Source organism: Pseudorhizobium xiangyangii, from assembly GCF_020531965.1.
Lineage (GTDB): Bacteria > Pseudomonadota > Alphaproteobacteria > Rhizobiales > Rhizobiaceae > Neorhizobium > Neorhizobium xiangyangii.
Genome location: NZ_JAJAWH010000056.1, coordinates 1 through 6948 on the forward strand (window position 1 = coordinate 1; position 6948 = coordinate 6948).

The window sequence follows — 6948 nt, forward strand, 5'->3', positions numbered from 1 at the left end:
CTGGCAACAACGCTAGGTCATGCGTTCGCCACTGATTTCAACGCGCAAATCTTTCGCTTCGCCGGCTTAAATCGGACGGAGCCGCACCGGGCCGAATGCCAGGCGATGGTTACCAGGCGACAGAGAGGGTGGATCAGTCGCGCCGAGATCATCTTCCTGCTGCGGCACAGATGGAGGGCGAGGGCTGGCGGGGGTTATGGACGCCCATTGTGATGCCATGCTTGTCACCGGGTCGAGAGAGTATCTCCGGTTTTATCGTCGGGAGCAGGTAACCGACGGACGGCAGGCTGTCACCATTGACGTTGCAAAGGCGGTGGTGCGGCGATGAACATTCGAGTCAACGTCGACACTCTCAACCGAATGTTGACCTGCCACATGCCGCGGCCTGACAGATGGAGTTCTCTTCATGGCCCACGCCCACCCATGGACGCATCTTCGACGATACCGCGCTCGAAGAGCATTTCAGCGGGACCCGAAACGACAAACAGATCGGATGGGCAATGATCTGTTGCGGGAAACGATGACGCTCGTAGAGATGGCGGGACTCTTCGTCCCGCCATCTCTACGCCCCACTTACAGTAGGTTTATGCGAGAACACCGTTGGCTACAAACGCGTGCCTAGTTCGCGTTGACAATCTCTTGTGGCAGCGGCGTGCCATGGTACTTTTGGTAAATCTCGTTGAGCTTGCCGTTCTTCAGGTTGGCTGCCACCCACTCGTCCACCTTCGCGAGTAGTTCCGGCTCGTTCTTGCGGACACCGATTGCCAGGTTTAGTACGCGAATGGTGATCTTCGGCTCGAACGCCAGCTCCGGGTTCTTGTCATGGACCTGCTTTACCAGCGTCGCCGACGTGGAGATCGCCTTCGCCTGACCCGATACCGCCGCTGTCACCATTGTGGCATCATCATCGTACCGCGTGACAGTGAAGCCGTGCTCGCCGGCCAGCTTCGTCAGTTCGCTGTCCTGCGTCGTGCCACGGGTGACCGTGACAGTCTGGCCCTTCAGATCCGCCCAATCCTTGATTGGCGACGATGCTGGCGCAGCGATGACAGATAGCAAACCGGCATAAGGCTTTGAGAAGTCGATGACCTGTGCTCGTTCCGGCGTTACTGACAGCGTCGAGATGACGATGTCAGCCTTGTTCGTCTGCAAGTTCGGAATTCGGGTGGCGCCGGTCGTCTGGATAAATTCGAGCTCGACGCCCCAATCCTTTGCAAGCAGCTCTGCCGTTTCGACATCCGACCCCACAGGTTTGAGGTTGGCGTCGAGCATTCCTGATGGCGGGATCGCCAGATCAGTGGATATTCTGATCTTTTTTGCGGCGATTATGTCTGCATAGGTATCGGCAAAAGCGGGTACCGCCTGTGCCGTCAGCATCGCTCCCATGACGCCTAGTGCGAAAAACTTCTTCAACATTCCATTCTCCTCCGTTTGTTTTGGTTTACAGATCGTGACTGAGGAAATCCTGCAGTTCCGATGTCTTAGGCGCGCTCAGCATTGAGGCGTCGCCCTCCTCGTGCACGAGGCCGCGATGCATGAAGATCACGCGGTCGGCGACCTTCCGCGCAAAGTTCATCTCATGGGTGACCATGATCATTGTCATGCCGCTCTCGGCGAGCTTCTCGATAACGCGCAGCACCTCGCCCGTCAGCTTGGGGTCGAGTGCGGAGGTGACCTCATCGAACAGCATGACCTTGGGTTCCATTGCGAGCGATCGTGCGATCGCCGCGCGCTGCTGCTGACCGCCGGATAACTGCTCCGGATAGTGATCCGCCTTGTCTCCGAGGCCGACGCGTTCGAGGGCGGAACGCGCAATTTCGCGCGCCTGCCCTTTCGGCACGTTCTTCACCGATCGCGGGGCGAGCATAATGTTTTCTTCGACCGTAAGATGAGGAAACAGATTGTAGCTCTGGAAGACGATCCCGACGTCCAGACGCAGCTTGCGCAGGTCGAGCTTTGGATCGTGCACCTTGTGGTCGGCCACCGTGATCTCGCCGCTGTCGATCACCTCGAGGCGATCCACGCAACGGAGCGCCGTGCTCTTGCCGGAACCACTGGCCCCGATCAAAGGTGCGACCTGTCCCTTTTCCACGGAGAACGTCACGCCCTGCAATACTGTCACTGCGCCGAAGCTTTTCTTCACCTGATTTAGTGCGATCATCGACATGATCTGCCTCCCTGAATTGCTTCGGCTTATGCTGCCGGCTGGACTTCGACGCGCCGTCTCGGCCCCATGCGCTCGAGGCGCTGACTAAATGCCGACAACGGAAAGCAGAGGCAGAAGTACAGTGCGGCGACGACGAGATAGATGAGAAAGGGCTCGAAGATCGAGTTGTTGATGAGCTGTCCTGCCCGGGTCAGTTCGACAAAGCCGACGACGGACGCGAGCGACGTGTTCTTGACGATCTGGACGCTGAACCCGACGGTCGGCGGCGTCGCGATCCGGATTGCCTGCGGAAGGATGACTTTGAACATCCTTTGTACCCGGGAAAGCGCCAGGCACTCTGCAGCTTCCCACTGCGCCTTTGGCACGGACTCCAGGCAGCCGCGCCAAATTTCACCAAGATAGGCGCTGACATAGATTGTCAGAGAAATCCCGGCTGCAAAAAGCGGCGTGATGGAAAATCCAAGCGTTGGCAAGCCGAAGTAAATGATAAACATGATGACCAGGAGCGGAGTGCCCTGGATCAGTTGCACATAACTCGCGGTCAGCAGCCGAACAGCACGCGATGGCGCGATCCTCCCAAGCGCGACCAGAAATCCGAGGATCCCCCCGCCTACGAAAGCCATGGCGGTTAAGACCAGTGTCCACAAGACGCCGTTCAGCAAGAAAATTAGGTGATTGTAGTTGAATGCCGTTGTCATAAGTCGCTCTCCTACAACGGTGTGCCGAGCCGGCGACGGCGCGGGAACAGGGCCATGCCGAGCGCCCAGAACAGCGCGCGCATGACAAGCGACAGGAAGAGATAGATGACGGCGACGACGAGGTAGGTCTCGAACGGCCGGTACGTCTCCGATTGTATGAAATTGCCGGCCGCCGTCAGTTCCTCTGCCGAAATCTGCGACGTCACGGAAGATGCGAGCATCAGCAGGATGAACTGGCTGGTCAGTGCCGGATAGACGCGCTCCATCGCGGGACGAAGTCCCACATGCCAGTAGAGCTGGACCGGAGAAAGGCCAAGACACTCCCCGGCTTCCCACTGTCCCTTCTGGATAGAGTCGAAGCCTGCACGCATGATCTCGGCGGTGTAGGCGCCCACATTGACCGTCAGCGCCAGGACAGCCACCAGGATCGCGCCGAAGGAATATCCGAGGCTGGATAGTCCGAAGTAGATCACGAAAATCTGCACCAGAAACGGGGTATTGCGAATGCTCTCGACATAGGTCGTGGCGAGCCGCCGCAGAACCGGCCCACCGGAACGGCGTGCGATGGCGCAGGCCGTTCCGATCAGAAAGCCGGTCACGGTCGTGATCAGCGCCAACTGAGCCGTCAACGCCATGCCGTCGACCAGCATCTGCCAGCGTAGGAGGACGACCGAGAAATCGAACGTCATGACTGCGCCGCCCCAATCTTGGGCCTTGCCACATTCTGGCCAGTCATTCGATCGTAGACCCGGAACAGGGCCTGATTGCCGTTTGATCCCTCCCCGTGTGCGCGCGCCTCGACATACTGCGAGGTGACGAGCGAGGTTGCGGGCAGAGGCACATCGTTCTGTCCCGCCATCTCAAGAACAAGACGCAGATCCTTCAGCATCAGGTCGATCCGGAAGCCTGCACTGGCGTCACCAGCTATCATGGCCGGCCCGAGCTTCTCGAGCATCCATGACGAGGCGGAACCACCAAGCAGTACATCCCGCATCTGATCGAGATCGACACCACTGGCGCGACCAAGTGCAAGTGCTTCGCAGACGGCCTGGATGTTGACGGCGCAGACGAGTTGGTTGCAGAGCTTTACCGTCTGTCCCGCGCCAGGAGCGCCGACGTGGGTTACGGTGTTCCCCATGACATTGAGTACGGTTTCTGCGCGCTCGAAAGCGAACCGGTCACCGCCTACCATGATCGAAAGTGCCGCATTCTTCGCACCGATCGGCCCCCCGGATACGGGGCCATCCAGCATGGAGATGGACTTTTCCGAAAGAGAGACGGCCATGACACGCGTCGCCTCAGGCGAAATCGTGCTCATGTCGATGAAGATCCCCTCACTCGGCATGTGATCCAGGACGCCGTTGCGATAAACGACCTCTTCGACCTGCGGCGTATTCGGAAGCATCGAGACAGCGATCTCTGCATCGGCGACCGCCTCCGCGACGCTTTCCGATGCAATAGCTCCCTGATCGGCCAAAGCCCCCACCGCGTCGGATGAAATGTCGAAGACCCGGACCCGATATCCAACCGTGACGAGATGGCGGGCCATCTCGCGGCCCATTACACCCAATCCGATAAAAGCCAGCCTCGGCAGGTTGCTGTCAGTCATGTCTGCTCTCCCAATTGAACCGTCGTTGCGCCCTTACTGCGCCCTTTCCAGTGCGGAGAGCTTTTCGACACGACGGACGAAATCTTCGTTACGGTCGAACTCGGCATCGAGATAGGCGACGACCAGATCGCGGGCGAGCCAAGGACCGACGATCTTGGCGCCAATGCACATGACGTTAACGTCGTCATGCTCGACGCTCTGATGGGCGGAATGCACATCGTGGCAGACCGCGGCGCGAATGCCGTTAATCTTGTTGGCAGCGATTGCTGCTCCGACCCCTGTTCCGCAGACGAGAATTCCGCGTTCCGCCGCGCCGTCGCGAACTTTCTGGCAGAGCAGGCCCGCGATGTCGGGGAAGTCGACCGGCTCGGGCGTGAAGCTGCCAATATCCTCGACCTCGTGGCCGAGTTCTTTCAGCACCGCAATCACGTCGGCCTTCAGCGGGAAACCCGCGTGGTCGCTACCGATGACAATGTTCATGAATTTCTCCCATTGATGAATGAAAACTAGACCGGGGCACCCGCCCCTTTCACTAGTTCGGACAGGCTGGCACGGCGCCGAAAATCGGCGCCGATTTCGAAATGCTGATGCAACAGATCATCGGCTCGGACCCGATCGCGGGCGGCTAGAGCTTCGAGAATCAGTCGGTGGTGGTCGATCAGGAAGTCTTCGATACCTTCGACCCTTATGATCTTCTCGCGGCGCTCAAGGTGCGACCGCATCATGAGCTGGGAGATCGATGCGTAGATCGTCACCAGCGTCGGCGAGTGTGAGGCATTGACGATCGCCTCATGGAATTGGAAGTCAGCCACCCCGCCTGCCTCGGGATTGTCGATCGTGTCGACGATGTTGCGGAGGGCACTCGCTATGTTGCCGAAATCCTGCTCCGTCGCCCTCTGGCATGCGAGCCGGATGGCGTGATGTTCGATCGCCTTTCTGGCTTCCATGATGTCGCCCGATACATTCGACCCATGAGCAAGCATGAAGCTGAATACATCGCCAAGGGCCGTGGCATCAGGACGCTTCACAATCGTCCCGACACCATGTCTTATCTCCACGGCGCCTATCATTGACAATGCCCTCAGAGCTTCCCGCAGAACTGGTCGGCTGACATTCAACAGTGCTGCCAACTCACGTTCGGGCAAAAGGCAATCGCCCGCCTTAAGCTCGCCGGACAGCAACTGGTCACGCAAAAATGCCGAGACCCTGTTGTGGGCTCCTGCCTCCTGTGGTTCGCGACGAATGGTTTTTTTGACTGTCATCTTTTGTCCAGACCGTGGTATGACCTCTAACCTATCCACGGCCAGTACACTGTCAAGCAGCGATCGGCGTTTTTTCTTCAGGTGACTGATCTGGTTAGGTTTTGGTTGAGCGCGGAGTGCGTTCAGGCACCCGCTCAAAGGAGGAAACGCAGAAATATGATTACCGTTCTGGGCTCGATAAATTTGGATCTTGTCGCCGTCGCCGAACGCTTTCCCGCACCGGGAGAAACCGTCAATGGACATGCCTTCACATCCTCGGCGGGAGGAAAAGGTGCCAATCAGGCGCTGGCGGCAAGCCGGTCCGGCAGCCCTGTACGCATGGTTGGCGGGGTCGGAAAGGATGGTTTCGCCGCCGAGGCGCTCGGCATGCTCCGTCTGGCGGACATCGACCTGTCAGGCGTCCGGACAGTACCGACAGCCACTGGGACCGCCGTCATACTGATCGATTCCTCGGGCGAAAACATGATTACCGTTATCGCCGGCGCAAACGATGCGGTGGACGAACGATCCGTCGAAACCGGCCTTGAGAATATGACCGCAGGCGACTTCCTAATGCTGCAACTAGAGGTCCCGGCGTCGACGGTAGCACATGCGTTGAAAGCTGCCCGCGAGAAAGGTGTAACTTCGATCTTGAACATCGCACCGTTTACCGCCGACGCGCCCCGGCTCGCCGCGATGGCGGACTTCGTCATCTGCAACGAGATGGAATTCGATATGCTGGCGGGAACAGGGACATTGGACATCGGCGAACGTATTGAGGCCCTTCACCGTATTCATGAGCATACCGGGCGGGCGTTCGCAGTGACCCTTGGAAAGGATGGCGTGGTCGCGATTCTTGATGGTGAGATCCGGCGGGCTGAAGGCCTCAAAATCCAACCTCTGGACACCGTCGGTGCGGGAGACACCTTCTGCGGCTACCTGGTCGGCAGCCTTGAACAGGGACTGGTTTTTGACGCTGCCTTGCGTCGGGCGGCGATAGCTGGATCACTCGCCTGTCTTACTGCAGGAGCACAGACATCAATACCTTTCTCCGGGGATGTCGATAGGGCGGTGGCCGCAAGCATTTCGTAAAGGGTCCCTGCTTAATCCGCCTGGAATATGCTGCCTGACGAGAATATGGATATTGCTCCACCTCAACGGCACCGTCCCGCCTGGATCAACCGGCCTTGGCCGAGATCCAGGCTCAACCATTGAAGAATATCGGAGAAACCA

8 protein-coding genes are annotated in these 6948 nt (G+C 58.6%); 1 reads left to right on the top strand and 7 read right to left on the bottom strand.

The window, feature by feature from the left end; all coding sequences use genetic code 11:
• Window positions 1–618: 618 nt before the first annotated feature.
• The 7 genes from LH464_RS23705 to LH464_RS23735 are packed head-to-tail and all read right to left on the bottom strand — an operon-like array spanning window position 619 to window position 5979.
• Entirely contained in the window at window positions 619–1416 is a 798-nt protein-coding gene (locus tag LH464_RS23705) for a transporter substrate-binding domain-containing protein (RefSeq protein WP_390625047.1), read from the bottom strand.
• Between the two features lie 25 nt (window positions 1417–1441).
• Window positions 1442–2167, bottom strand: coding sequence for an amino acid ABC transporter ATP-binding protein (locus tag LH464_RS23710; RefSeq protein WP_315859750.1), 726 nt, complete (start codon window positions 2165–2167; stop codon window positions 1442–1444).
• A gap of 26 nt (window positions 2168–2193) precedes the next feature.
• Window positions 2194–2865, bottom strand: coding sequence for an amino acid ABC transporter permease (locus tag LH464_RS23715; protein ID WP_226788871.1), 672 nt, complete (start codon window positions 2863–2865; stop codon window positions 2194–2196).
• 11 nt (window positions 2866–2876) lie between these two features.
• Window positions 2877–3554, bottom strand: coding sequence for an amino acid ABC transporter permease (locus LH464_RS23720; protein WP_226788872.1), 678 nt, complete (start codon window positions 3552–3554; stop codon window positions 2877–2879).
• Window positions 3551–4474: an NAD(P)-dependent oxidoreductase gene (locus tag LH464_RS23725; protein ID WP_226788873.1), complete on the bottom strand. Its 924-nt coding sequence runs from the start codon at window positions 4472–4474 to the stop codon at window positions 3551–3553. Before LH464_RS23725 ends, LH464_RS23720 begins: the two co-directional genes overlap by 4 nt.
• A gap of 33 nt (window positions 4475–4507) precedes the next feature.
• Window positions 4508–4954: a ribose 5-phosphate isomerase B gene (gene rpiB / locus LH464_RS23730; protein WP_226788874.1), complete on the bottom strand. Its 447-nt coding sequence runs from the start codon at window positions 4952–4954 to the stop codon at window positions 4508–4510.
• A gap of 26 nt (window positions 4955–4980) precedes the next feature.
• Window positions 4981–5979: a FadR/GntR family transcriptional regulator gene (locus tag LH464_RS23735; RefSeq protein WP_390625048.1), complete on the bottom strand. Its 999-nt coding sequence runs from the start codon at window positions 5977–5979 to the stop codon at window positions 4981–4983.
• On the opposite strand from LH464_RS23735, the gene LH464_RS23740 reads away from it, so the two are divergent.
• The gene (locus LH464_RS23740) at window positions 5893–6807 is read left to right on the top strand and encodes a ribokinase (RefSeq protein WP_226788876.1); all 915 of its coding nucleotides are present in this window, start codon (window positions 5893–5895) and stop codon (window positions 6805–6807) included. The two genes, LH464_RS23735 and LH464_RS23740, sit on opposite strands and share 87 nt — an antisense overlap.
• Window positions 6808–6948 lie beyond the last annotated feature (141 nt).